Raw genomic sequence first — 21,705 nt, 5'->3', positions numbered from 1 at the left:
CCGGAGTTAGGGCGCCCAGCCCTCCGCGCGCATCCGCTCGGCGAAGGCCAGCGCCTCCTCGCGCCGCTCCCGGTCCCGCTGAGCCCTGACCGCCGCGACCTTGCGCAGGATCTCCTGGCGCGTCTTCTCGGGATCGGCTGGCTTGATCCAGCGCTGCGCCCGTGCATTCTTCTTCCCGTCACCGCGCTCGATCAGGAAGCGCAGTAGCGCGTCCGAGTAGCGGCGCACCGTCACCGTCCGGCGGCCCTGGCGATACGTGACCTCCACGCCGTTGACCGCCCGCTCGAACGCCGCCTGCATCAGGATCGGCCGCTCGCTCTCCAGCGCCTCGTCCCACTTCGCCGCGAACTCGGAACAACGCTTGTACGCGCGGTAGGCGGACGTGGTCGTCAGCCCCACCGCCGCGCACGCGTCCTTGACGCACCCCGTCCGCGCCAGCTCCGCGCAGAACCGCAACTCCCGCTCGGGCGTCCACCCGTCATGCCTGTACCTAGGCGCTCCGTCCCCCATTCCCGCTCTCCCCTCCATTCGAGTCGAGCGGACTAGATATAGGCGGGCGGGCCTGTAGGACAGAACAAAATGTGAACGCCTGTATCTTGCCCGGCGCGCGTTGATGGACCGTCAACCGCCGCGCCGGTACGGGCAGACGGATGGATGCGTACCCGCTGATCAAGACCGTCCATATCGTCAGCGCGACGGTGCTGTTCGGCACGGGGCTCGGCATCGCCTTTTTCATGCTGGCCGGTATGCTGAGCGGCGTCCCCGCCGTGCGCCGCTTCGCCGCCGCCTGGACGGTGCGCGCGGATTTCGTTTTCACGCTGCCCGCCGTCCTCGTCCAGCCGCTGAGCGGCGCCTGGCTCGTATGGCGCGGCGGCTTCGATTGGGGCGACTGTTGGCTGGTCGCCACCTACGCGCTCTACGTCGTCGCCGGTCTGTGCTGGCTCCCCGTCGTCGCCATCCAGATCCGCCTCAAGCGCCTGCTGGCGACCGATGCACCCGACGAGGCGCTGGTTGGGCGGCTGTTCCGCTGGTGGTTCGCGCTCGGCTGGCCCGCGTTCGGCGGGCTCGTGCTCGTCTTCCACCTCATGGTGGCCAAGCCCTCATGGTAGCGCGCGTCCTTCTGATCGGCGGCTACGGCAATTTCGGCGGCTATATCGCCCGCGCGCTCGCGCCCGATCGGGACGTGCGCCTGCTGATCGCCGGGCGGTCGCGGTCTCGCGCGGAAGCGTTCGTCCGCGCGCTCGACGCCGCCCACGCGCTCGAAGCGCACGCGCTCGATATCGACGGCGACCTCGACGAGGCGTTCACCCGCGCCCGCCCCGACATCGTCGTCCACACCGTCGGACCCTTCCAGCGCCAGGATCATCGCGTCGCCCGCGCCGCGATCGCCGCCGGCGCGCATTATCTCGACCTCGCCGACGCCCGCCGTTTCGTCTGCACGATCGGCGAACTGGACGAGGCGGCCCGCGCGCGCGGCGTGCTCGTCGTCGGCGGCGCGAGCTCGGTCCCCTGCCTCACCGCCGCGGTGGTCGACCACCATCTCCCCGGCTTCGCGCGGCTCGACGCGCTCGACTACGGCATCAGCGCCGCCCAGCAGACCAACCGTGGGCTCGCGACCACTTCCGCCGTGCTGAGCTATGTCGGCAAGCCGATCGCCGTGCTGCGCGACGGCATCTCCCGCACCGTCCATGGCTGGCAGGATCTCCACGCCGTACGCTACCCGGAGCTCGGCTGGCGGCTGTTCGGCGACTGCGACATTCCCGACCTCGACCTGTTCCCCGCCCGCTACCCGACGCTCCGCCGCATCCGCTTCGCCGCGGGCCACGAGCTCAAGCTGCTGCATCTCGGTACCTGGGGCCTGAGCTGGCTCGTGCGCCTCGGCGCGATCCGCTCGCTCGACCGCCATGCCGGACGCCTGCTCGGGCTGGCCTTCCTGTTCGACCGGTTCGGCTCCGGTCGGTCGGGCTTCCACATGGTCCTGTCCGGCGAGGGCCCGGACGGCCGTCCCAAACGGGTCCGCTTCTTCATCGTCGCGCGGTCGGGCCACGGCCCCTATATCCCGTGCATGCCCGCCATCCTGCTCGCTCGGAAGCTCGCCCGCGGCGACCTCGACCGGCGCGGCGCCATGCCCTGCCTCGACCTCCTCGACCTCGACGAATATCTCGGCGCGCTCGCCGGCCTCGACATCACCGTCCATCGCGAGCCGGCGCATGCCTGAGCACGGCCGCCCCTGGTCGTACCGCGACGACCCCGCCGTGCCCGCCTTCGACGACGGCCGCGCCCTGTTCGTCTTCGACGGCGAATGCGTGCTCTGCTCGGGCGGGGCGTCGCGGCTGATGCGCTGGGACAAGCGCGGCCGCGTCAACTTCACGCCCACGGTGTCGCCGCTCGGCGCGGCGCTCTACCACCACTACGGCGTAGACCCGGACGCGAGCTACCTGCTCGTCGCCGACGGGCGCGGTTACACGGCGAGCGCCGGTTACCTGAAACTGTGCGCCGTCCTCGGCGGGCCGTGGCGGCTTCTCCGCCTGGGTCGGCTCGTTCCCGAGCGCTGGCGCGACGCCGCCTATGCGCGCCTCGCCCGCAACCGCTACCGCTGGTTTGGCCGCGCGTCCCACTGCGCCCTGCTCACCCCCGAACAGCGCGCCCGACTGCTCTGAACCGCGCGCCGCCGGTTCAGTTCACCGGCTTGGCCGCCACACCCAGCCGCTCGGCGGCCGCGAGCAGCCGCTTGTCACGCGTCCACAGGCGCGCTTCCTGCGTCAGTAAGGTGCTCGCGAGCAGGTGAGCGTCAACGTAGCTCAGCCCCAGCCCGTGCAGCCCGTGCGCGTCCACCAAGGTCATCACCTCATCATGCGACGACACGCGCGACCCAATCAGCTCGCGCAACCGCGCCAGCACCGCCATCCGGTCTGCCAAGCTGCCCATTGCGAGTTCACCGATGACGAACGGATGCGACATGATCTTCTCGGCTCTGAGCAGCTCGTCCAGCACCGGATTGGGTCGCCGGAAGTGATCAATCCAGACCGAACTGTCGACGAGGATCACGAGTCCATATCGGGCCGCCGTCGTGGGGCGGCGGTAGCATTAGGGTCCGACCCGCCCAACAATGCCAGTCGGCGCGCCGCCTCTCGGGCGACCAGGGATCTCAGCGCTTCTCGAATTAGTGCCGACTTCTCCGTTATCCCTGTATACTCCTGCGCCTTAGCGACGAGTTCGTCATCGAGCGCGATGGTGGTACGCATGGCCATTCTCCTCAGGCACGTTAAGTAGCGTCAGCCGATGCTGAAATCCATGCCGACCAGCGCTCGGTTGGTTCATCGCACCCCCGCCCGCACCCTGCCCTTCCCCCGCCGCTAACCCCTTGCTAAGGCGCGCGCCGATACCAGCTTGACCTTGCCCGCGAGGCCTCCGCGCGTCCCCTTCGCCGCCGCGCGCCGCACGGGCTCCCATGAAGAGGACCCGCATGACCGCCATCGGCCAGGACAGCTTGAACGCCCGCAAGACGCTCACCGTGGGCGGCCGCAGTTACGACTACTACGCGCTCGACGCCGCCGCGAAGTTCGGCGACGTGAGCCGCCTCCCCTTCTCCATGCGCGTGCTGCTGGAGAACATGCTCCGCTTCGAGGACGGCAAGACGGTGTCGGTCGACGACGTCCAGGCGATCGTCGAATGGGCCGACAACCCCGTCCAGCCGAACCGCGAGATCCAGTACCGCCCGGCGCGCGTGCTGATGCAGGACTTTACGGGCGTGCCCTGCGTCGTTGACCTGGCGGCGATGCGCGACGCGATCACCCGGCTCGGCGGCGACGCCGCGAAGATCAACCCGCAGGTCCCCGTCCACCTCGTCATCGACCACTCGGTCACCGTGGACGAGTTCGGCAGCCCCCGCGCGATCAACGACAATATGGAGCTCGAGTACCAGCGCAACGTCGAGCGCTACGAGTTCCTGAAATGGGGCGGCAAGGCGCTCGATAACTTCTCGGTCGTGCCGCCCGGCACGGGCATCTGCCACCAGGTCAACCTGGAGTACATCGCGCAGGGCATCTGGTCGTCGGACAATGAGGGCCGCTCGGTCGCCTATCCCGACACGCTGGTCGGCACCGACAGCCATACCACCATGATCAACGGCTTGGGCGTGCTCGGCTGGGGCGTGGGCGGCATCGAGGCGGAGGCGGCCATGCTCGGCCAGCCCGTCTCCATGCTCATCCCGGAGGTCGTCGGCTTCAAGCTGACCGGCGCGCTCCAGGAGGGCATCACCGCGACGGACCTCGTGCTGACGGTCACGCAGATGCTGCGCCAAAAGGGCGTGGTGGGCCGCTTCGTCGAGTTCTACGGCCCCGGCCTCGACCATATGACGCTCGCCGACCGCGCCACGATCGCCAACATGGCGCCCGAGTACGGCGCCACCTGCGGCTTCTTCCCGATCGACGACAAGACGATCGACTATCTCCGCCTGACTGCGCGTCCGCAGGAGGTGATCGAGCTGGTCGAGGCGTACAGCCGCGCCAACGGCTTCTGGCGCGAGGCGGACGCGCCCGATCCCGTGTTCACCGACACGCTCGAGCTCGACATGAGCACCGTCACCGCCTCGCTCGCAGGCCCCAAGCGCCCGCAGGACCGCGTCAGCCTCAACAAGGTGGACGAGGTGTTCAACGGCGACCTGTTCAAGGTCTACCACAAGGAGCGCGCCGAGCGCGCGCCCGTGGCCGAGCGCGACCACGACATCGGCGACGGCGACGTGGTGATCGCCGCCATCACCAGCTGCACCAACACGTCCAACCCGTCGGTGCTCGTCGCCGCCGGCCTCGTCGCCCGCAAGGCCCGCGAGAAGGGCCTGGCGCCTAAGCCCTGGGTCAAGACGTCGCTCGCGCCGGGCTCCCAGGTCGTCACCGACTACCTCACCAAGGCGGGGCTGACCGAGGACCTCGACGCGCTCGGCTTCAACCTCGTCGGTTACGGCTGCACGACCTGCATCGGCAACTCCGGCCCGCTGCCCGCCCCCATCAGCCAGGCGATCAACGAGAACGAGCTCGTCGCCGCCTCCGTGCTGTCGGGCAACCGCAACTTCGAGGGCCGCGTCTCGCCCGACGTGCGCGCCAACTTCCTGGCCTCGCCGCCGCTCGTCGTCGCCTACGCGCTCAAGGGCACCGTCACGCAGGACATGACGGAGACGCCCATCGGCGACGGCAATGACGGCCCCGTCTACCTCCGCGACATCTGGCCCTCGAATGAGGAGGTCCGGTCGCTGATGGACGCGAACATCGACGCAGGCATGTTCGGCATGCGCTACGGCAACGTCTACGAAGGTGACGAGAAGTGGCGCGCGATCGACGTCACCGGCTCCGACACCTTCCAGTGGCGCGCAGGCTCTACGTACGTGGCGAATCCGCCCTATTTCGAGGGGCTTACCATGGAGCCCAAGGCGACGGACGACATCCGGAACGCCAAGCCGCTGGCCATCTTAGGCGACTCGATCACGACCGACCACATCAGCCCGGCCGGCAGCATCAAGGCGGACAGCCCGGCCGGAAAGTACCTGCAGGATCATCAGGTTACGCGCGCCGACTTCAACAGCTACGGCGCCCGCCGCGGCCATCACGAGGTCATGATGCGCGGCACCTTCGCCAACATCCGCATCCGCAACGAAATGGTCCCCGGCGTCGAGGGCGGCATGACGCGCTACGGCTCGGAGGTCATGCCGATCTACGACGCCGCCATGCGCCACAAGGCCGAGGGCACGCCGCTGGTCGTGATCGCCGGCAAGGAGTACGGCACCGGCTCCAGCCGCGACTGGGCGGCCAAGGGCACCAACCTGCTCGGCGTCCGCGCCGTCATCGCCGAGTCGTTCGAGCGCATCCACCGCTCCAACCTCGTCGGCATGGGCGTGCTCCCGCTCCAGTTCGCCGCCGGCGTCGACCGCAAGACGCTTAATCTGACGGGCGACGAGACCTTCACGATCGAGAACGTGGGCGGCCTCCGTCCGCGCCAGGACGTGACGGTCACGCTGACGCGCGCCGACGGCTCGACCGAACAGTTCCAGACCCGCTGCCGCATCGACACCGTCAACGAGCTCGAGTATTTCCTCAACGGCGGCATCCTCCAGTACGTGCTGCGCAAGCTGGCGGCGTGACCGGAACCGAGCTGATGGTGGAGGTCGTCGGCTGGACCGGCGCCCTCCTCATCCTCGCCGCCTACGCGCTCTTGTCGGCGGGCAAGCTCTATGCCCGCTCCCCCGCCTATCAGGCGATGAACATCGTCGGTGCTGCCGGCTTCGTCGTGAACGGCTGGTGGCACGGCGCGCTGCCGTCGACCGTACTCAACGTGGTATGGATGGGCATCGGCGTCGCGGCGCTTGCCCGCGCCCGCACTGCGTGAGGCGGGTCGAACTCAACCAAATCGTCACGCCCGGCGTGACGACCTACAAGGGCCTGCCCGGCCCCGTGGTCTGCGACTACTGGACGCGCGAGCAGTCCGCCGCCCGCTATGACGACGGCGAGACGTTCCAGATCGAGCGCGTGGAGATGGTCGGCAACACCGGCACCTATCTCGACACTCCCTATCACCGCTTCGCACACGGCCACGACCTCGCCGGCCTGCCGCTGGAGCGCGTCGCCGGGGTGCTCGTCATGATCGTCCGCCGGCCTTTCGCGGAGGGTCTCGCGGTCGACGCCGACGCCTTCGCGGGACGCCCGATCCGCGGCCGGGCGGTGTTGGTCCACACCGGCTGGGACGCGCACTGGGGCACGCCCGCCTATTTCGACGACCACCCCTTTCTGACCGAGTCCGCCGCGCGCCTGCTCGCGGACGAGGGGGCGGCGGTGGTCGGGATTGACAGCCACAATATCGACGACACCCGCGCGATGCGCCGCCCCGTGCACACGGCGCTGCTCGGCGGGGGCGTGCCGATCGTCGAGCACCTGACCAACCTCGACGCGGTCGCGGACGGTGCGCGCTTCTACGCCGTGCCGCCCCGCTTCCAGGGCGTCGGCACCTTCCCCGTCCGCGCCTTCGCCGAGCTGCCCTAGGCCGCCGCGACCGCCCGCGGCCGGGCGTAGAGGAAGTAGACCAGGAGCCCCGCCACGTTCCACAGCAGGAAGTAGAACTGCGTCGAGCTGGGCAGGCTCCAGAACAGGTATAGGCACCCCAGCACCGCCGCGGGCGCGACGACCATGGCCAACGGCGTGCGGAAGCTGCGCGGCGCGTCGGGGGCGCGGCTGCGCATGACGAGCACGCACACCGCCACCGCGACGAACGCCGCCAGCGTCCCTGCGTTCGCCAGCGCGGCGATCTCGCCCAGCGGCAGCAGCCCGGCGATGATCGCGACGATCACCGCGGTCACCAGCGTAATCCTGACCGGCGTTCCCCGCCGCGAGACGGTGGCCAGCGACGGCGGCAGGAGCCCGTCGCGCGCCATGGTGAAGAAGATGCGGCTCTGCCCGAATAGGAAGGCGAGCAGCACCGTCGGCAACGCCACCACCGCCGACAGCGCCAGAAACCGCGCCACGCCCGGCCGCCCCAGCTCGCGCAGGATCAGCGCCAGCGGCTCGGCCGACCCGGCGAAGCGTTGATAGGACAAGGCCCCCACCGCCGCGACCGCGACGAGCATGTAGATGAGCACGCAGGCCAGCATCGACCCGACAATCCCGATCGCCAGGTCACGGCCCGGGTTCTTGGTCTCCTCCGCCGCCGTCGAGATCGCGTCGAAGCCGTAAAAGGCGAAGAAGATGATCGCCGCCGCCGCCATCACCCCGCGCTCGACGCCGTCCGCGCTCAACTGCTTGGGAAAGCCGTACGGCATGAACGGCTCGAGATTGGCGCTGTTGAAGTAGGGCAGCGCCACCGCGACGAACACGGCGAGCGCGACGATCTTCAACCCCACCAGGAACGCGTTCAGCGTCGCAGATTCCTTGGTGCCGAGGCAGAGCAGCCCCGCGACCACCGCGATGATGAACACCGCCGGCAGGTTCAGGACGCCGCCCAGCTCCGGCCCCTGCGTCAAGGCCGCGGGAAAGCCGAACGCGCCCTGCAGCAGCGGCGAGGCGTAACCCGACCACCCCACCGCCACCGTGGAGACGACGAGCGAATATTCGAGGATCAGCGACCAGCCGATCACCCAGGCGATCACCTCGCCCAGCACGACGTAGCTATAGGTGTAGGCGCTACCCGACGCCGGGATCATCGTCGCCATCTCGGCGTAGCAGAGCGCCGCCGCCGCGCAGATCAGCCCCGCCACCGCGAAGCTCAGGATGACGGACGGCCCCGCCAGCCCCGCGCCCACGCCGATCAATGTCAGGATGCCCGTCCCCACGATCGCACCCACGCCCAGCGCCACGAGATGCGGCCAGGACAGCGTGCGCGCCAGCCGCTCGTGGCCGTGCCCTTCCGGCGTCACGACCTTGCGGCGGAGCAGGCCTGTCGGGGCGGGAGGGTGGGACGGCATGCGGCGGGAGCTCCGAACGGAAGGGAAACCGTCGCGTTCGTTACGACGCCGTGCCGCGTTCCGCCAGCGTCCGCCTCAGGCCGCGATCTTGGGCAAGCCGAAGCGCGGGATGTCGATCGCGGGGCAGCGGTCCATCACGACCTGCAGCCCCGCCGCTTCCGCCCGCGCCGCCGCGTCGTGGTTGATCACGCCGAGCTGCATCCACACCGCCCTGGCGCCGACGGCGATCGCCTCGTCCACCGCCTCGCCCGCCGCTTGCGGCCGGCGGAAGATGTCGACGATGTCGATAGGCACGCCGATGTCCGCCAGCCGCGTCCAGACGAACTCGCCGTGGACATGCTCGCCCGCGATCTGCGGGTTGACGGGCAGAACGCGATAGCCGTGGTCCTGCAGGAACCGCATCACGCGGTAGCTCGGCCGGTCCGGCCGGTCGGACGCGCCCACCAGCGCGATCGTGCGGGCGTTCTCAAGCAGCGCCCGAATATCCTCGTTCCTGGTGAGCGGCATGGGGTCCTCCTCGTCTGGTCCGCCGCTACAACCTTTCGTCACCCCGGACTTGTTCCGGGGTCCATCGTCGCGCGGACACACCGACCGGAGCACGCGTACGACGATGGATGCCGGAACGAGTCCGGCATGACGGATGGGATGGCTTAGCGGGAAGCTAGCCAGGCGCGGATCCGCTCCGCGATCGGCGCGAACACCCGGTCGTCCGCCCCCGCCGCCGGCGGCTCGCCCGCGTCCGACGCCTCGCGGATGCCGATCGACAGCGGCACGCGCCCCAGGAACGGCACGCCCAGCCGCGCCGCCTCCGCTTCCGCGCCGCCGCGCCCGAACGGATCCGACACTTCGCCGCAATGCGGGCAGGCGTAACCGGCCATGTTCTCCACGATCCCGATCACCGGCACGCCCGCGGTGTTGAACAGGTCGATCGCGCGCGCCGCATCGATCAGCGCCAAGTCCTGCGGCGTCGACACGATCACCGCGCCCGCCGGCTTGTGCTTCTGCACCATGGTCAGCTGCACGTCGCCCGTGCCCGGCGGCAGGTCGAGCACCAGCGTGTCCGCCGCGCCCCAGTCGGCGTCGACCAGCTGCCCCAGCGCGCCGGCCGCCATCGGCCCGCGCCAGGCGAGCGCGCGGCCGGGCTCGACGAGCTGGCCCATCGACAGCATCGGCACGCCGTAGGGCGTGGACACCGGCAGCAGCTGCTTGTCGCGCGCCTCCGGCCGCACGCCTTCGGCGCGCATCAACCGCGGCTGCGAGGGGCCGTAGATGTCGGCATCGACCAGTCCCACGCGACGCCCGTTCCTGGCGAGTGCGATCGCCAAGTTGGCGGCGATCGTGGACTTGCCGACGCCGCCCTTGCCGCTCGCCACCGCGACCAGCTTGCGCTGCGTCCGTTCGGCGGTGACGGCGACGCGCACCTCGGCCACGCCCGGCACGGCGGCCGCGGCGGCGCGGACGCGCACCTCCAGCGCATCGCGTTCCTCGGGCGCGAGCCCGGTCGCGTCCAGCACCACGCCCGCCCGCGCGCCGTCGACGCGCACGCTCACGCGCCCGCCCGCCACGGCCGCAACCGCCGCCTTCACCCGATCAACATCGACCATGCGTGCGGCCATAGGGCCGGCGGTCACGCGCGCCACTGTTTTTCGTTCCCGTCCGTTCCTATAATTACGGCCATGACGACTTCACGGGGGTGGTTCGGCCGCCCGATCATCTCGACCGCGAGCCCCTGGGGGGGCGACGGCGGCAACTCGGGCGGCAATGGCGGCCCCCGCAATCCCTGGGCCGTGCCGCCCGGCGGCCGCAAGGGCGTGCAGAAGCCGACCGCGCTCGACGAGTTCCTCGCCAAGGCGCGCCGCGGCGGGGGCGGAGGCGGCGGTGGCATACCGGGCGGCCTGCCCAACCCCGCCCCGCGCACGCTGTGGACGATCGGCGCACTCGTGCTGGTCGGCCTCTGGATCCTGTTCACCTCCGTGCACAACATCGCGCCGCAGCAGCGCGCGGTGGTGACCAATTTCGGCAGCTACGGCGGCACGCTGGAGCCGGGCCTGCGCTTCACGGCACCCGCGCCCTTCGCCAGCGTGGAGAAGGTCGACGTCTCCGCCATCCGCGAGGAGAACTTCCCGGAAGGCGGCGGCGCCAACCTGATGCTCACCCGCGACCAGAACCTGGTCGACCTCGCCTATTCGGTGCGCTGGAACATCCGCAACCCGGAGGACTACGTCTTCCAGCTCGCCGACCCGACGGCGACCGTCCGCGCCGCGTCCGAGAGCGCGATGCGCGAGGCGGTGGCGAATGTCGGGCTTGACCAGGCGATCGGTCCCGGCCGCACCGCCGTCGAGGCGCAGGTGCAGAGCCGCACGCAGCAGATCCTCGACGAGTATAATTCCGGCATCCAGATCCAGGGCGTCGCGATCAAGCAGGCCGACCCGCCCGAGCAGGTCAACGAGGCGTTCAAGGACGTCACCGCCGCGCAGCAGGACGCGTCCACCGTGCGCAACCAGGCCCAGGCGTACGCGCAGCAGAAGCTCGCGCTGGCGCAGGGCGAGGCCGCCTCGTTCAACGCCTTCTACGAACAATACCGGCTCGCGCCCGAGGTGACGCGCCGGCGCATGTATTACGAGACGATGGAAGACGTGCTCTCCAAGACCGATAAGACGATCGTCGAGGCGCCGGGCGTGACGCCCTATCTGCCGCTCGACCGCCAGCAGCAGGGCCGCCGCTTGACGGAGCCGCAGGTGCAGAACGCGCCCCAGACGGGAGCCGCCCGATGAGCCCCGCGCTGCTCCGTAACCCCGTGGTGATCGGCGTGCTCGCGCTGCTCGCCGTGATCCTCGCCGCCGCGACCTTCGCCGTCGTGCCGGAGACGAAGCAGGCGGTGATCCTGCGCCTCCAGGAGCCGGTGCGCACCGTTAACGCTTACGCGCCCGGCGAGGTGTTCGGCCGGACGGGCGCGGGCGTCATCGCGCGCATCCCGTTCATCGACCGGCTCGTCTGGGTCGACAAGCGCGTGCTCGACGTCGAGCAGCCCAACCAGCAGGTGCTGTCGTCCGACCAGCTGCGGCTCGAGGTGGACGCCTTCGCCCGCTTCCGCGTCGTCGACCCGTTGCGCATGGTCACCACCGCCGGCTCTGAGGCGCGCGTGACGGATGCGCTCCGCCCGCTGCTCGGCAACGCGATCCGCAACGAGCTCGGCCGCCAGCCCTTCTCCGTGCTGCTGAGCCCCGAGCGCGCGCAGGTGATGAACAACATCCAGCGCGAGCTCAACCGCGTGGCGTCGCAGTACGGCGTCCAGATCGTCGACGTGCGCATCCGTCAGGCCGAGCTGCCGGACGGCAGCCCGCTCGACTCGACGCTCCAGCGCATGCGCACCGCGCGCCAGCAGCAGGCGGCCACCATCCGCGCGCAGGGCCAGAAGGAGGCGCAGATCATCCGCGCCCAGGCCGACGCCAACGCCGCGCGCATCTACGCGGAAGCGTTCAACAAGGACGCGGAGGCGTACGACTTCTACCGCGCGATGCAGAGCTACCGCCGCACCTTCGGCGCCGACGGCGGCCCGCCGCCCGAGGGCTCGACCAACGTCATCCTGAGCCCGAACAACTCCTACCTGCGCAACTTCCAGAACCGCGCGCAGTGACCTCGCCTCCCCGAGCCCGGCTCGGGGAGGAAGTTCGTCGCCCGTCCATCGCGGCCCACTTGAAACCGCCGCGTCTCCCCCTGACATTTCCGTTCATATTCAAACCGCGTTCAGCATGGATCGATCACAAGCGTGGTCGTTCACCCGAACGTTGAACCGAGAGGAACGATTTGATCGTGCGCAACGCCTACGCCATCACCGGTGCCCTTCTGCTCGGCGGCGCCACCGCCACCGTCGCGCTCCAGCCTTCCGTCGCCCAGACGGCGCAGAACGAGCCGGGCATGATCCAGTCGGCCGCGCCCCGCGCCGGCGCGCCCATGAGCTTCGCGGACATGGTGCAGCGGCTCAGCCCCGCCGTGGTCAACATCTCGACCAAGCAGTCGATCCAGGTGACCCAGTCCGCCAACCCGTTCCAGGGCACGCCCTTCGCCGAACTGTTCGGCCAGTTCGGCGGCCGCGGCCAGCAGGGCGGCCCGCCCGTGCGCCGCGAGGGCGCGTCGCTCGGTTCCGGCTTCATCATCTCGCCGGACGGTTACGTCGTCACCAACAACCACGTGATCGCGCCGGGCGCCCGCAACGCCACCGTCGAAACGATCACCGTGACGCTGCCCGACCGCAAGGAGTACACCGCGCGCGTCGTCGGCCGTGACCCCGAATCCGATCTCGCGCTGCTCAAGATCGATGCGCAGAACCTGCCCTTCGTCCGCTGGGGTGATTCGACCCGCACCCGCGTCGGCGATTGGGTCGTCGCGATCGGCAACCCGTTCGGCCTCAACGGCACGGTGACCGCCGGCATCGTGTCGGCGGTGCACCGCTCGACGGGCGGCGGCCCCGCCGACCGCTTCATCCAGACGGACGCCGCGATCAACCAGGGTAATTCGGGCGGCCCGATGTTCGACCTGAACGGCAACGTGATCGGCATCAACAGCCAGATCTTCTCGCAATCGGGCGGCAATATCGGCCTCGGCTTCGCCATCCCGACCGAGGAGGCGCGCCCGATCATCGAGCGCCTGCGCGCCGGCCAGCCGATCCGCCGCGGTTACCTGGGCGTCTCGCTCCAGCCGATCGACGCCGACCTTGCCGCCGCGCTCGGCATCCAGCGCGGCCGCGGCGAGCTGATCGCGCGCGTCGAGCCGGGCGAGCCGGGCGCGCGCGCGGGGCTCCGTCCCGGCGACGTGGTGACCCGCGTCAACGGCCGGGAGGTCACGCCCGACGCGACGCTCTCCTACCTCGTCGCCAGCGTGCCGCCGGGCAGCCCGGTGCGCCTCGACGTGCTGCGCGACGGGCGTCCGGTCACCGTCACCGCGACGGCGGGCACGCGCCCCTCGCAGGAGCAACTCGCGGCGCTGAACGGCGGCGAGGACTCGGACGGCCTGCCCGCCGAGGATGCGCCCGCGAGCCGCGCGCCCGCGTCGGCCAACCCGCTCGGCGTCAACGTCGTGCCGCTCACCCCGCAGATCGCGCGCTCCATCGGCGTCGACTCGACGGTGCAGGGCTTGGCTATCGCCAGTGTCGACCCGTCCAGCGACGCCGCCACCAAGGTGCGTCGCGGCGACGTGATCGTATCTGTCAACCGCCAGCCCGTGCGCACCGCCGCCGAGCTCGCCGCCGCCGTGGCCCAGGCGCGCAACGCCGGACGCGATCAGGTGCTGCTCTACGTCCAGCGCCCGCGGGTGGGGGGGCAGTTCGTGGCCGTCAGCCCGAAGGGCTAACGGCCGGCCGGCATAGCCCCCGGGCTATGACCGACGACGCGGGACTTGCTCCCGCGCCGGCCCCTACCGCTAGCAAGGGCCGTCGCTCCATCCGAGCGGCGGCCCTTCGCTTGTTGACGCCCGACTCCCGTTGGCGCACGGTCGCCCTTACGCACCCGAGGAGAGCCGCATGGGCTTCCGCTTCCACAAATCGATCCGGATCCTGCCGGGCCTCCGCCTCAACCTCAGCAAGACGGGAGTGAGCGCCAGCATCGGCCGGCCGGGCGCGACGGTGAACGTCTCGGAGCGCGGGGTCCGCGGCACGGTGGGCGTACCGGGTTCCGGCATGTCCTACTCGGAGGACATCGTCACCCGGCCCAAGCGTAAGCGTCGCGCCGAGCCCGAGCGCGTCGGCTGGCTCGGCGGCCTCGTCCGCGCGCTTACCCGCCGCTGATCGGAGACGCCCAATGCTCCTTCTGCTCCTCGCGGCCCAGACGGCGGCGCCCGTCGTCCCGCCCCCGCCCGAGCGCTTCTCTATCCTGGCGCCTGTCGGGCCGCAGAAGTGCGCACCGCGCGAGGTGTCCGAGGGTGAGGAAGGCGACGTCGTCGTCTGCGCGACCGACCTGCCCGACCAGACGATCCCCTACCCGCAGGAATATGTCGGCAACCGCCCGCGCCCGTCCAATCCCGACCTGTCGGGCACGGGCGCGCTCGCGGCGGAGGGCACGCCCTGCGCCACGACGCAGGGAGGCTGCCAGGTCGGTTTCGGCCCGCCGATCATGCCGGTGGTCGCCGCGATCGTCGACGAGGTGAAATGGGCCACCCGCAAGCGCGACAAGCGCCCGCGCGTGCCCATCGATCTAAGCGAGCCCACCGCACGGAAGCTCACGCCCTAGTCGAGGATGTGCATCCACATCGGCTGGCCCACCAAACTCTGGGAGCCGCGTAGGCGCTCCAGCGCCTGGGCGACGCAGCGCTCCGGCCCTTCATGCGTCACGATCGCCACGAGCACGCCGCCTTCCGCGTGCGACCCGCGCTGGATCAGGCTCTCGATCGACACGCCCGCGTCGCGCATCGCCGCCGCGATCTCGGCCAACACGCCCACCCGATCCTCGACGGTGAAGCGCAAATAAGCGCGCCCGCGACGATCGCCGGCATCGGCCCGGTCGGCGCGCGCGAGCATGTCAGACGGCATGGCGAGCGGCGGCCCCGTAACCCCGCGCGCGATGTCGATCAGGTCCGCCACCACCGCGCTCGCCGTCGGCCCTGCGCCGGCACCCGCGCCCTGGAACAGCAGGCGGCCGACGAAGTCACCCTCCGCCACCACCGCGTTGGTCGGCCCCGTCACATGCGCGAGCGGATGGCTCAGCGGCACGAGATAGGGGTGGACGCGCTGGAACAGCCCGGACACGCCCGACTCCGCAAGCCCCAGCAGCCGCACGCGATAGCCCAACGCCGCGGCTTCCGCGATGTCGGCCGCGAGCAGGTGGCGTATGCCCGTCATCTCGACCGCCGCGAAGGTCGGCGCCGTCCCGAACGCCAGGCTCGCCAGGATGGCGAGCTTATGACCCGCGTCCACCCCGTCGATGTCGAAGCTGGGATCGGCTTCCGCGAATCCGGCCGCCTGCGCCTCGTGCAGCACATCGTCGAAGCCGCGGCTTTCCGTCTCCATCTTCGACAGAATGAAGTTGCAGGTGCCGTTGAGGATCCCGTAGACCTGCCGCAACTCGTTCGCCGCCGCGCCTTCGCGCAGGCCCTTGATGACGGGCACGCCGCCCGCCACCGCCGCCTCGAACTTGAGCGCTGCGCCCGCCTGCTCCGCCGCCGCCGCGAGCTCCAGCCCGTGATGCGCCAGCATCGCCTTGTTGGCGGTGACGAGCCCCTTGCCTCGCCCGAACGCCGCGCGCGCGAGCGCCAGCGCGGGCCCGTCCGACCCGCCGACCAGCTCGACCACCACATCCACGTCCTCACGCTCGGCGAGCAGGCGCGTGTCGTCTTCCCAGGCGAAGCGCGAGAGGTCGACGCCGCGATCCTTGAAACGGTCGCGCGCCGAGACCGCGACGACCTGGATCGTCCGTCCCGCGCGCCGGGTGATCAGCTCGGCGTTGGCGTCGAGCAGCGCGACCACGCCCGCCCCCACGGTGCCGAGCCCGGCCAAGGCGATGCGCAGCGGTTCGGTCATGTATAGCCCACCCCTCTTCGTCACCCTGGCCCCGAGCCAGGCTCCCGCTCATCCCGAGTCAGAATGGAAGCGGGACCCCGGGTCAAGCCCGGGGTGACGAGGATGGGGTCAAGCGGGGCTATCCACCCGATAGTGGATCGGCTTGAACGTCCCCCCGTTCGAGTCCGGCGCGGAGCAGGCGGTGAGCCCGACCACCACTTCCATCGCCGCCCGGAACACGATCCGGTCGCCCGCCTTGGACACGGGCGGCAGCACCTTCAGCCTGCCCGTCCCGCTATCCACCGGCACGTTCATGAAGCAGTTGAACGCGACGGGGATGCGGTCGGGCGTGACGCCGTACGGCTCCAGCGCGGCCGCGAGGTTGCCGAAGCAGCCGCGGTGCGGCGGTAGGTGCGGGTAGAAATGCTTGAACGTATCGTACGAGCAGGGTGTCAGCAGAAAATCGTGCACGCCGACATCGTCCTCGACGATCTCCAGCAGCACGTTCGATCGGTTCGAGTACAGCTTGTGCCCCGTCGTCAGCCGGATCGTCTCCGCATAGTCCAGCGTGCGGCCCGACGAGATCACCTCGTCCACGTCGTGCGCGTTGAACGCCAGGAGATCGGCGACCTGCTCGCCGCGCGGGTCGATGACGGTCAGCAGCTCGCCCGCGGCCATGCGGAACGCGACGCCGCTGCGCTCCGGGATCTCGATCGTCTCGCCCACTCAGCCGTCGCCCGAGTAGCGGAACGGCGCGCTCCAGTCGGTATCGACAACACGGCCGCTATACTGCCGCGCCTCGCTCGCCTCGCCGTGGCGCGCGAGCATGGGGTTGCGCGACCCGGCCAGCGCCTCGTCGCGCACCATGATCTTCTCGCGCATGCCCTCATATTTGCCCTGCGCGCGCAGCTTCTCGAACTGGTCGTGCAGGTTGAACACCATCGTCGGGCGGCCGAAGCGGCGCGCCGGACGGCTGGCGTTCGGGTGCAGCCCGACGACGAAGAACGCTTCCCCGCCGAAGCTCAAGGAGAAGTGCGGGCTCGACGGATCGGGGCTGACGCGCCGGTCATAGCTCTGGCCGCGCCACACATCCTTGTCGGACAGCGACTGGACGCGGTCCCACAGCGCGCGTTCGAACTGAAATTCAGTTAGGTCGTCCGGCCCCTCGAACACCACCGCGAAGCTGCGGAACAGCGCCGGGTCGGCGCGATACTCGCCCGCGAAACGCAGGAGGCCGTCATGGATGCGCAGGTCGTCCCAGGCGCTGTCGATCCGGCTCGCCCCCAACACCTCCAACGTGCCCTTGGCGAGCGCGGCCTTGGCGCCCACGCACGGGAAGCCCGCCGCCTCCACATGGGCGTGGAGCATGCGTTCCAAATCCTGCTGCGCATCGTGCGTCCAAGGGAAGAGTGGCGTCTGACGTTCGGTCATGGGGAGTCGCAGAACGGGATTTGGGGAGGGTCGTTCCGGCATCCAAGGCTGAATCGCACCTGAATGTCACATGTGTAACCGAGTGGGACGAGTCGCGGCTGAAACGGCGTAATCGTTGCTCATCCAGGTTAGCGACGCACACCCAAGTTCCCTCCGCAGGCCTCGAAGGAGTTGATCGACTTACATTCGGCCCAGCAGATCCTTGATGCCCATGAACGCGAAGCCCACCGACGAATCGGCGATGCCATAGGGCAGGAACAGCTTGTCCCCGTGCCGGATCGCACCGCACGAGTAGACGACGTTGGGCACGTAACCTTCGCGGTCCTGGTCCTTCGCGGCGAGCAGCGGCTCGGCGGTGCGGCCGGTCACCTTCGACGGGTCATCCTTGTCGAGCAGCACCGCACCGATCGAATATTTGCGCATTGCGCCGACCCCGTGCGTCAGCAGCAGCCAGCCCTCGTCCAATTCGATGGGCGGTCCGCAATTACCGATCTGGACGAGTTCCCAGCCGTACTCGGGCCGCAGGATCATCTCGCCATCGTCCCAGTGGGTCAGGTCGCCCGACCGCAGCAGAAACAGGTTCTCGCCGTCCGACCGGCCGATCATCATGTACTCGCCGCCGATCCGGCGCGGGAACAGAGCCATGCCCTTGTTGCGCGCCGCCGCGCCCGTCATCGGCACCAGGTCGAACCGCCGGAAGTCGCGCGTGCGCATCAGCTCCGATTGGATCGCCGAGCCGTTATAGGCGGTGTAGGTCCCGATCCATTCGAAGTCGCGGCCGCCATGATCGAAGCGGACGAGGCGCAGGTCCTCCAGCCCGCGCGACTGCGCGTCGGTGATGGGGAAAATCACCGTGCCCGACAGGTTGGAGTCGCGGTGGCGATGCACCGTCACCGGCCCGCTGGGCGGCAGGTCGGCGGCGTCCCACAAGCCGTCGCCGTCCAGGTCGGGCGCGGTGGCGAAGGGCGGCTCGGGCGACAGGATCAGCTCGCACGCCGGCGTGACGATCCCCTCGCGGAACGCCACCGTCGAGATGTGCCCCTCACCGACCGAGCGCAGCGACATGACGATGCGCGTGGCGCCCGGCTCCAGGCCCGACTGATCGGGATGCGGCACCGCGCTGGGGTTCATCAAGGCGGCGGCGGCGTAGCTGTATTCCTGGCAGAAATAGGCGCCGATCAGCTGCCGCTTGATGTCCGGGATGGCCGCGCCGTCGAGCTCCATCAGGCGCTCAATCTCGTCGTAGCGCCCCATGAACACGCGCCGGGTCTGCCAGTGCCGCGCCTCGAAATCCTGGAGCACGTCCTCCAGCTCCTGCGCGGCCTCGTCCTCCGACATGGCGAGCACCTCGCCCACCAGTCGCTCGGTGCGGCTGGGGCCGTTGCCGGTGCGCGCCCAGGCGATGTGGAACGGCCGGACCACCACGCGCGCCGGATCGGCGCGAAGCCGCAACGGGTGGTTGAACAACTCCATCGGATGCGAGCTCCCCGGTGTTCGCCGCTCTTACGCGGCGGCGCGCCGGTTCTCTGCCACGCCGTCCGTCTTCTTGGAAAGCTCCGAAATCGCGCAGTTCGCCAGTTGCAGCGCCAGGATCGACTCCGCCCCCTGGTTGCGGTTGAGCCCCGTCGGCATCAGCCCGTCGAAGCAGCCGCCGTCGTTCGGGGACGCGAGCGGCAGGCCTAAGTCGTTCGCGCCCAGGAACCAGTGATAGGCGCGCTCCGCCTCCGCGATCCAGCGCCGGTCGCCCGTCGCCTCCCACGCCGCCTCGCACGCGTCCACCGTCGCCTGCGCCTCCAACGGCTGCTGGTCGAACGGCAGCGGCTCGGCGTATGCGCGCCCGAAGCTCTCGGACCCGACCGCGCGGAAACGGCCCTCCGGGCTCGTCTGCTTCCCGATGATCCACTGGAGCGTCTCGAGCCCACACGCGACGTAGTCGGCGCGGCCCAGCGCGTGCCCCGCCCGGATCAGCGCCTCGGGTAGGCGGGCGTTGTCGTACGCCAGCACGATCTCGAACCAGCTCCACTCCGGTCGCCGCGCCTCCTCCAGCAACGCCATATGCTCCGCGGGGAAGCGCTGCAGGATCTCGGTCGCGAGCCGGTGCCCCGGGCTCGCCTGCAGCATCGCCGCCGCGCCCAGCATCACGAAGGCTTGCGCGCGGGGGCTGCCCAGCTCGAGCGCGAGGCTCGCCGTGCTGTCGAACATCGCGCGCGCCCACTCGCGGTGCTTCGCCAGCTCCGCGTCGCGCACGGTGACGCCCAGCGCCCATAGCGTGCGACCGTTCGAGTCCTCGGACCCCACCTCCTCGCACCAAGTCCGGTCGTAGCGCATGAAGTTGCGGAAGCGCCTGGCGTCCGGGTTCCAAGCGTACTGCACGAACGACGCGTACACGGTCGCCCAGCGGTCGCGCACCGCCGGGTCCATGCCCGGCATGCGGCTCGTCAGGATGAGCGCGCGGGCGTTGTCGTCGATGCAGTAACCGTGGCGGCGGTCGGGGATGGCGTAGATGGCGTGCTGGAGCATGCCCGTCGCGTCGCTCATCCGCTCCACCGCCGAGAAGTCGGGCGCGAGCGGACGCGCGACGGCGGGGGCCGCCAGCCGGCTAGGGCGCGAGGCGATTGCCGCCTTGATCTCGCGCATCGACGCTTCGGCGAGCTTGGGCCAGATCATCGTCCGCCCGCGCGCATAGGCGCGCTCGGACAAGGCGCGGCGCTCGGCGGGGTCGGACAGCAGTCGGTCGACCGCTTCGGCGAACGCGCCCGCGTCGCCGAACGGCACTAGCACACCATGCTCGTCGGCCAGGATCTCGCACGCGTGGACGTACGGCGTCGACACTACCGCCTTGCCCACGCCCACCGCGTAGGAAAGCGTGCCAGACGTGATCTGCGCCGGGTTCAGATAGGGCGTCGCGTAGATGTCCGCCGCCTGCAGATAGTCGAGCAGCTCGTCATGCTCGACAAAGGCGTTGACGAACTGGACGTTCCGCTCGACCCCGAGCTTCGCCGTCAACGCCTGCAACCGCTCGCGATACGCCTCGCCCTCGTGCGCGACGAGGTTGGGGTGCGTCGCGCCCAGCACCGCGTAAAGCAGGTCCGGGTGGCGCTCCACGACGCGGGGCAGCGCCTCGATGATCGTCTCGATGCCCTTGCCCGGCGAGAGCAGGCCGAAGGTCAGCACCACCTCGCGGCCCCGCCAGCCGAAGCGGTCCTTCATCGCATCGGGATCGACCAGCGGCCGGTCCGGCACGCCGTGCGGGATGACGACGATCTGCGCCGCACCCGTGCCGTGCACGCGTTGCAAGATCTCGGCGCCCCGCTCCGCCATCACGATCACGCGCGCCGAGCGCCGCAGCAGCGCCTCCATGACGCGACGCTGGTCGGCGTTGGGCTGTTCGAGGACGGTGTGCAGCGCGAGGACGACGGGAAGCGTCGTGCGGTCGAGCAGCGTCAGCAGATGCTCGCCCGCTGGGCCGCCAAAGATGCCGTATTCGTGCTGGACCCAGATCGCCTCGGCGCCCGACGCCTCGATCCGCCGCGCGGCCTCCGCGTAAGCCGACGGATCGCCCTCGGCGATCGCGTGCGTAACTTCGGGCGGATAGTCGTAGCGGCCGGGATGGTCGTCCATCGCGTAGACATCGACGGCGAGCTCGGGAAAGCGGGCGCGCATCGCGGCGTGGACGTCGGTCGTGAAGGTCGCGAGCCCGCATTTGCGCGGCAGGAAATTCCCGATCAGCGCGATCCGCCTGACGCCGGCGGCGCCACCCGTCTTACCCATTCCCCTACCTTTGTTCGAAACCGTCGCCCACGAAATGGGGGCGGACCCGCCCGATTAAAAGCTGAACGGACTGAAAGGTTGCATATGTTTGGTGCAGTGCAGCAGAAATAAGCGCCCAGTTCACCCGCGGCCGCGGTAAGTGGGCACGTCTTGGCCGGGCAGCCACAGCTCTGCGGGCGGCGCGCCCGATTGCCAGAACACGTCGATGGGGATTCCGCCACGCGGATACCAATAGCCGCCGATTCTTAACCACACCGGCCTCATCTCGGCGAACAGCCGCTCGCCGATGCCGACCGTGCAATCCTCGTGAAAAGCGGCATGGTTGCGGAAGGACCCCAGGAACAGCTTGAGCGACTTCGATTCCACGATCGTCTCGGCGGGCGCGTAATCGATCACCAGGTGCGCGAAGTCGGGCTGCCCCGTCACCGGACACAACGATGTGAATTCGGGCGCGGTGAAGCGGACGAGATAGGGACGGCCAGGCCGCGGATTGGGGACGTAATCGAGGACCGCCTCTTCCGGCGATCGGGGAAGAGGGCTGGCCTGCCCTAGATGCAATGGGGTCATGGGC

23 protein-coding genes are annotated in these 21,705 nt (G+C 70.0%); 11 read left to right on the top strand and 12 right to left on the bottom strand.

Annotated features, from left to right (window positions below):
• Window positions 1–6: 6 nt before the first annotated feature.
• Window positions 7–510: a hypothetical protein gene (locus CKY28_RS14110; protein ID WP_176473105.1), complete on the bottom strand. Its 504-nt coding sequence runs from the start codon at window positions 508–510 to the stop codon at window positions 7–9.
• Window positions 511–650: 140 nt separating this feature from the next.
• On the opposite strand from CKY28_RS14110, the gene CKY28_RS14105 reads away from it, so the two are divergent.
• Genes CKY28_RS14105 through CKY28_RS14095 form a run of 3 tightly spaced genes read left to right on the top strand, consistent with a single transcriptional unit; the run spans window position 651 to window position 2,660 of the window.
• On the top strand, window positions 651–1,109 hold the full coding sequence (locus CKY28_RS14105) for a DUF2269 family protein (RefSeq protein WP_095998994.1): 459 nt from the start codon (window positions 651–653) through the stop codon (window positions 1,107–1,109).
• Window positions 1,103–2,218, top strand: a complete 1,116-nt coding sequence (locus CKY28_RS14100; RefSeq protein ID WP_095998993.1) for a saccharopine dehydrogenase NADP-binding domain-containing protein — start codon at window positions 1,103–1,105, stop codon at window positions 2,216–2,218. The genes CKY28_RS14105 and CKY28_RS14100 overlap by 7 nt, the downstream gene beginning before the upstream one ends.
• Window positions 2,211–2,660, top strand: coding sequence for a thiol-disulfide oxidoreductase DCC family protein (locus CKY28_RS14095; protein ID WP_095998992.1), 450 nt, complete (start codon window positions 2,211–2,213; stop codon window positions 2,658–2,660). The genes CKY28_RS14100 and CKY28_RS14095 overlap by 8 nt, the downstream gene beginning before the upstream one ends.
• A 16-nt stretch (window positions 2,661–2,676) precedes the next feature.
• Here the strand turns inward: CKY28_RS14095 and CKY28_RS14090 are convergent, their stop codons facing one another.
• Both CKY28_RS14090 and CKY28_RS14085 read right to left on the bottom strand, forming a co-directional pair.
• The gene (locus tag CKY28_RS14090) at window positions 2,677–3,048 is read right to left on the bottom strand and encodes a type II toxin-antitoxin system VapC family toxin (protein WP_095998991.1); all 372 of its coding nucleotides are present in this window, start codon (window positions 3,046–3,048) and stop codon (window positions 2,677–2,679) included.
• Complete coding sequence (locus CKY28_RS14085) at window positions 3,045–3,245, bottom strand: type II toxin-antitoxin system VapB family antitoxin (protein ID WP_095999244.1); 201 nt, start codon at window positions 3,243–3,245, stop codon at window positions 3,045–3,047. Before CKY28_RS14085 ends, CKY28_RS14090 begins: the two co-directional genes overlap by 4 nt.
• Window positions 3,246–3,466: 221 nt before the next feature.
• Between CKY28_RS14085 and acnA the strand changes: the two genes are divergently transcribed.
• From acnA to CKY28_RS14070, 3 genes are read left to right on the top strand one after another with little or no spacing between them, the layout of a single operon-like run.
• Window positions 3,467–6,133: an aconitate hydratase AcnA gene (gene acnA, locus CKY28_RS14080; RefSeq protein WP_095998990.1), complete on the top strand. Its 2,667-nt coding sequence runs from the start codon at window positions 3,467–3,469 to the stop codon at window positions 6,131–6,133.
• On the top strand, window positions 6,130–6,378 hold the full coding sequence (locus tag CKY28_RS14075) for a CBU_0592 family membrane protein (protein ID WP_245841848.1): 249 nt from the start codon (window positions 6,130–6,132) through the stop codon (window positions 6,376–6,378). Before acnA ends, CKY28_RS14075 begins: the two co-directional genes overlap by 4 nt.
• Window positions 6,375–7,028: a cyclase family protein gene (locus tag CKY28_RS14070; RefSeq protein ID WP_245841847.1), complete on the top strand. Its 654-nt coding sequence runs from the start codon at window positions 6,375–6,377 to the stop codon at window positions 7,026–7,028. The genes CKY28_RS14075 and CKY28_RS14070 overlap by 4 nt, the downstream gene beginning before the upstream one ends.
• On the opposite strand, the gene CKY28_RS14065 is transcribed toward CKY28_RS14070, so the two are convergent.
• The 3 genes from CKY28_RS14065 to CKY28_RS14055 all read right to left on the bottom strand — a co-directional run bounded on the left by CKY28_RS14065 (window position 7,025) and on the right by CKY28_RS14055 (window position 10,047).
• The gene (locus CKY28_RS14065) at window positions 7,025–8,443 is read right to left on the bottom strand and encodes an amino acid permease (RefSeq protein WP_095998988.1); all 1,419 of its coding nucleotides are present in this window, start codon (window positions 8,441–8,443) and stop codon (window positions 7,025–7,027) included. The genes CKY28_RS14070 and CKY28_RS14065 overlap by 4 nt on opposite strands.
• Before the next feature lie 75 nt (window positions 8,444–8,518).
• Window positions 8,519–8,950: a CoA-binding protein gene (locus CKY28_RS14060; protein ID WP_095998987.1), complete on the bottom strand. Its 432-nt coding sequence runs from the start codon at window positions 8,948–8,950 to the stop codon at window positions 8,519–8,521.
• 143 nt (window positions 8,951–9,093) lie between these two features.
• Window positions 9,094–10,047: an Mrp/NBP35 family ATP-binding protein gene (locus tag CKY28_RS14055; RefSeq protein ID WP_095999242.1), complete on the bottom strand. Its 954-nt coding sequence runs from the start codon at window positions 10,045–10,047 to the stop codon at window positions 9,094–9,096.
• 72 nt (window positions 10,048–10,119) lie between these two features.
• Here CKY28_RS14055 and hflK point away from each other — a divergent pair, with 72 nt between their 5' ends.
• The 5 genes from hflK (at window position 10,120) to CKY28_RS14030 (ending at window position 14,667) form a co-directional block, all read left to right on the top strand.
• The gene (gene hflK, locus CKY28_RS14050) at window positions 10,120–11,217 is read left to right on the top strand and encodes a protease modulator HflK (protein ID WP_095998986.1); all 1,098 of its coding nucleotides are present in this window, start codon (window positions 10,120–10,122) and stop codon (window positions 11,215–11,217) included.
• The gene (hflC, locus tag CKY28_RS14045) at window positions 11,214–12,080 is read left to right on the top strand and encodes a protease modulator HflC (RefSeq protein WP_095998985.1); all 867 of its coding nucleotides are present in this window, start codon (window positions 11,214–11,216) and stop codon (window positions 12,078–12,080) included. The genes hflK and hflC overlap by 4 nt, the downstream gene beginning before the upstream one ends.
• A gap of 176 nt (window positions 12,081–12,256) precedes the next feature.
• Window positions 12,257–13,792, top strand: a complete 1,536-nt coding sequence (locus CKY28_RS14040) for a Do family serine endopeptidase (RefSeq protein WP_095999241.1) — start codon at window positions 12,257–12,259, stop codon at window positions 13,790–13,792.
• 169 nt (window positions 13,793–13,961) lie between these two features.
• Entirely contained in the window at window positions 13,962–14,225 is a 264-nt protein-coding gene (locus CKY28_RS14035; RefSeq protein ID WP_095998984.1) for a DUF4236 domain-containing protein, read from the top strand.
• 13 nt (window positions 14,226–14,238) lie between these two features.
• On the top strand, window positions 14,239–14,667 hold the full coding sequence (locus tag CKY28_RS14030) for a hypothetical protein (protein WP_095998983.1): 429 nt from the start codon (window positions 14,239–14,241) through the stop codon (window positions 14,665–14,667).
• On the opposite strand, the gene CKY28_RS14025 is transcribed toward CKY28_RS14030, so the two are convergent.
• The 6 genes from CKY28_RS14025 to queF form a co-directional block, all read right to left on the bottom strand.
• Window positions 14,664–15,953 (bottom strand): homoserine dehydrogenase, encoded by a 1,290-nt coding sequence (locus tag CKY28_RS14025; protein WP_095998982.1) that lies wholly within the window; start codon window positions 15,951–15,953, stop codon window positions 14,664–14,666. The genes CKY28_RS14030 and CKY28_RS14025 overlap by 4 nt on opposite strands.
• Window positions 15,954–16,061: 108 nt before the next feature.
• Window positions 16,062–16,658 (bottom strand): DUF1989 domain-containing protein, encoded by a 597-nt coding sequence (locus CKY28_RS14020; protein ID WP_095998981.1) that lies wholly within the window; start codon window positions 16,656–16,658, stop codon window positions 16,062–16,064.
• Window positions 16,659–17,363 carry a guanitoxin biosynthesis heme-dependent pre-guanitoxin N-hydroxylase GntA gene (gene gntA, locus CKY28_RS14015; protein ID WP_095998980.1) on the bottom strand — a complete coding sequence of 235 codons (705 nt, stop codon included), beginning with the start codon at window positions 17,361–17,363 and terminating at the stop codon, window positions 16,659–16,661. It lies immediately after the preceding gene.
• A 180-nt stretch (window positions 17,364–17,543) separates the two neighbouring features.
• Entirely contained in the window at window positions 17,544–18,836 is a 1,293-nt protein-coding gene (locus tag CKY28_RS14010; protein ID WP_095998979.1) for a glycoside hydrolase family 130 protein, read from the bottom strand.
• A 30-nt stretch (window positions 18,837–18,866) separates the two neighbouring features.
• Window positions 18,867–21,134, bottom strand: coding sequence for a glycosyltransferase family 4 protein (locus tag CKY28_RS14005; RefSeq protein ID WP_095998978.1), 2,268 nt, complete (start codon window positions 21,132–21,134; stop codon window positions 18,867–18,869).
• Between the two features lie 120 nt (window positions 21,135–21,254).
• Window positions 21,255–21,701, bottom strand: a complete 447-nt coding sequence (gene queF, locus CKY28_RS14000; protein ID WP_095998977.1) for a preQ(1) synthase — start codon at window positions 21,699–21,701, stop codon at window positions 21,255–21,257.
• Between the last annotated feature and the right edge of the window lie 4 nt (window positions 21,702–21,705).

The organism is Sphingomonas lenta (genome assembly GCF_002288825.1).
GTDB lineage: Bacteria > Pseudomonadota > Alphaproteobacteria > Sphingomonadales > Sphingomonadaceae > Sphingomonas > Sphingomonas lenta.
Note: the sequence above shows the minus strand (reverse complement) of the source record. Positions and strands in the feature narration are given on the sequence as shown.

Excerpts from the sequence above, each read along its gene's own strand:
- CKY28_RS14110 (WP_176473105.1), bottom strand. The coding sequence starts at position 510 with ATGGGGGACGGAGCGCCTAGGTACAGGCATGACGGGTGGACGCCCGAG.
- CKY28_RS14105 (WP_095998994.1), top strand. The coding sequence starts at position 651 with ATGGATGCGTACCCGCTGATCAAGACCGTCCATATCGTCAGCGCGACG.
- CKY28_RS14100 (WP_095998993.1), top strand. The coding sequence starts at position 1,103 with ATGGTAGCGCGCGTCCTTCTGATCGGCGGCTACGGCAATTTCGGCGGC.
- CKY28_RS14095 (WP_095998992.1), top strand. The coding sequence starts at position 2,211 with ATGCCTGAGCACGGCCGCCCCTGGTCGTACCGCGACGACCCCGCCGTG.
- CKY28_RS14085 (WP_095999244.1), bottom strand. The coding sequence starts at position 3,245 with ATGCGTACCACCATCGCGCTCGATGACGAACTCGTCGCTAAGGCGCAG.
- acnA (WP_095998990.1), top strand. The coding sequence starts at position 3,467 with ATGACCGCCATCGGCCAGGACAGCTTGAACGCCCGCAAGACGCTCACC.
- CKY28_RS14065 (WP_095998988.1), bottom strand. The coding sequence starts at position 8,443 with ATGCCGTCCCACCCTCCCGCCCCGACAGGCCTGCTCCGCCGCAAGGTC.
- CKY28_RS14060 (WP_095998987.1), bottom strand. The coding sequence starts at position 8,950 with ATGCCGCTCACCAGGAACGAGGATATTCGGGCGCTGCTTGAGAACGCC.
- CKY28_RS14055 (WP_095999242.1), bottom strand. The coding sequence starts at position 10,047 with ATGGTCGATGTTGATCGGGTGAAGGCGGCGGTTGCGGCCGTGGCGGGC.
- hflK (WP_095998986.1), top strand. The coding sequence starts at position 10,120 with ATGACGACTTCACGGGGGTGGTTCGGCCGCCCGATCATCTCGACCGCG.
- hflC (WP_095998985.1), top strand. The coding sequence starts at position 11,214 with ATGAGCCCCGCGCTGCTCCGTAACCCCGTGGTGATCGGCGTGCTCGCG.
- CKY28_RS14035 (WP_095998984.1), top strand. The coding sequence starts at position 13,962 with ATGGGCTTCCGCTTCCACAAATCGATCCGGATCCTGCCGGGCCTCCGC.
- CKY28_RS14030 (WP_095998983.1), top strand. The coding sequence starts at position 14,239 with ATGCTCCTTCTGCTCCTCGCGGCCCAGACGGCGGCGCCCGTCGTCCCG.
- CKY28_RS14025 (WP_095998982.1), bottom strand. The coding sequence starts at position 15,953 with ATGACCGAACCGCTGCGCATCGCCTTGGCCGGGCTCGGCACCGTGGGG.
- gntA (WP_095998980.1), bottom strand. The coding sequence starts at position 17,363 with ATGACCGAACGTCAGACGCCACTCTTCCCTTGGACGCACGATGCGCAG.
- CKY28_RS14010 (WP_095998979.1), bottom strand. The coding sequence starts at position 18,836 with ATGGAGTTGTTCAACCACCCGTTGCGGCTTCGCGCCGATCCGGCGCGC.
- CKY28_RS14005 (WP_095998978.1), bottom strand. The coding sequence starts at position 21,134 with ATGGGTAAGACGGGTGGCGCCGCCGGCGTCAGGCGGATCGCGCTGATC.
- queF (WP_095998977.1), bottom strand. The coding sequence starts at position 21,701 with ATGACCCCATTGCATCTAGGGCAGGCCAGCCCTCTTCCCCGATCGCCG.